Source organism: Pseudomonas sp. AC463, assembly GCF_979253585.1.
Window position 1 is genome coordinate 1 of record NZ_CEEDDZ010001051.1, and the last position, 244, is coordinate 244.

The window sequence follows — 244 nt, forward strand, 5'->3', positions numbered from 1 at the left end:
CTGCAGTTGTTGGCCAACCGAGCCGAGATCGATGGCCTGGCCGCCGACCATACCCGCAGGCCCGGCCGCATCGGCCAGTGCACTGAACATGCTCAGGCGGATCTCCGCGCTGTGCGGATTGCGCGGTTCGCTCGCCAGCACTGCAAAAGCCAGGCTTTGCAGGCCATCGCCCGCAAGAATCGCCGTGGCCTCGTCGAAGGCCTGGTGCGTGGTCGGCTGGCCGCGACGCAGGTCATCGTCGTCC

At 67.6% G+C, this 244-nt stretch carries 1 protein-coding gene; it reads right to left on the reverse strand.

Features of this window, described 5'->3' with window-relative positions:
- A partial coding sequence (locus tag AC0IYH_RS33465; RefSeq protein WP_471838740.1) for a polyprenyl synthetase family protein occupies positions 1–244 on the reverse strand: 244 nt, incomplete at both ends.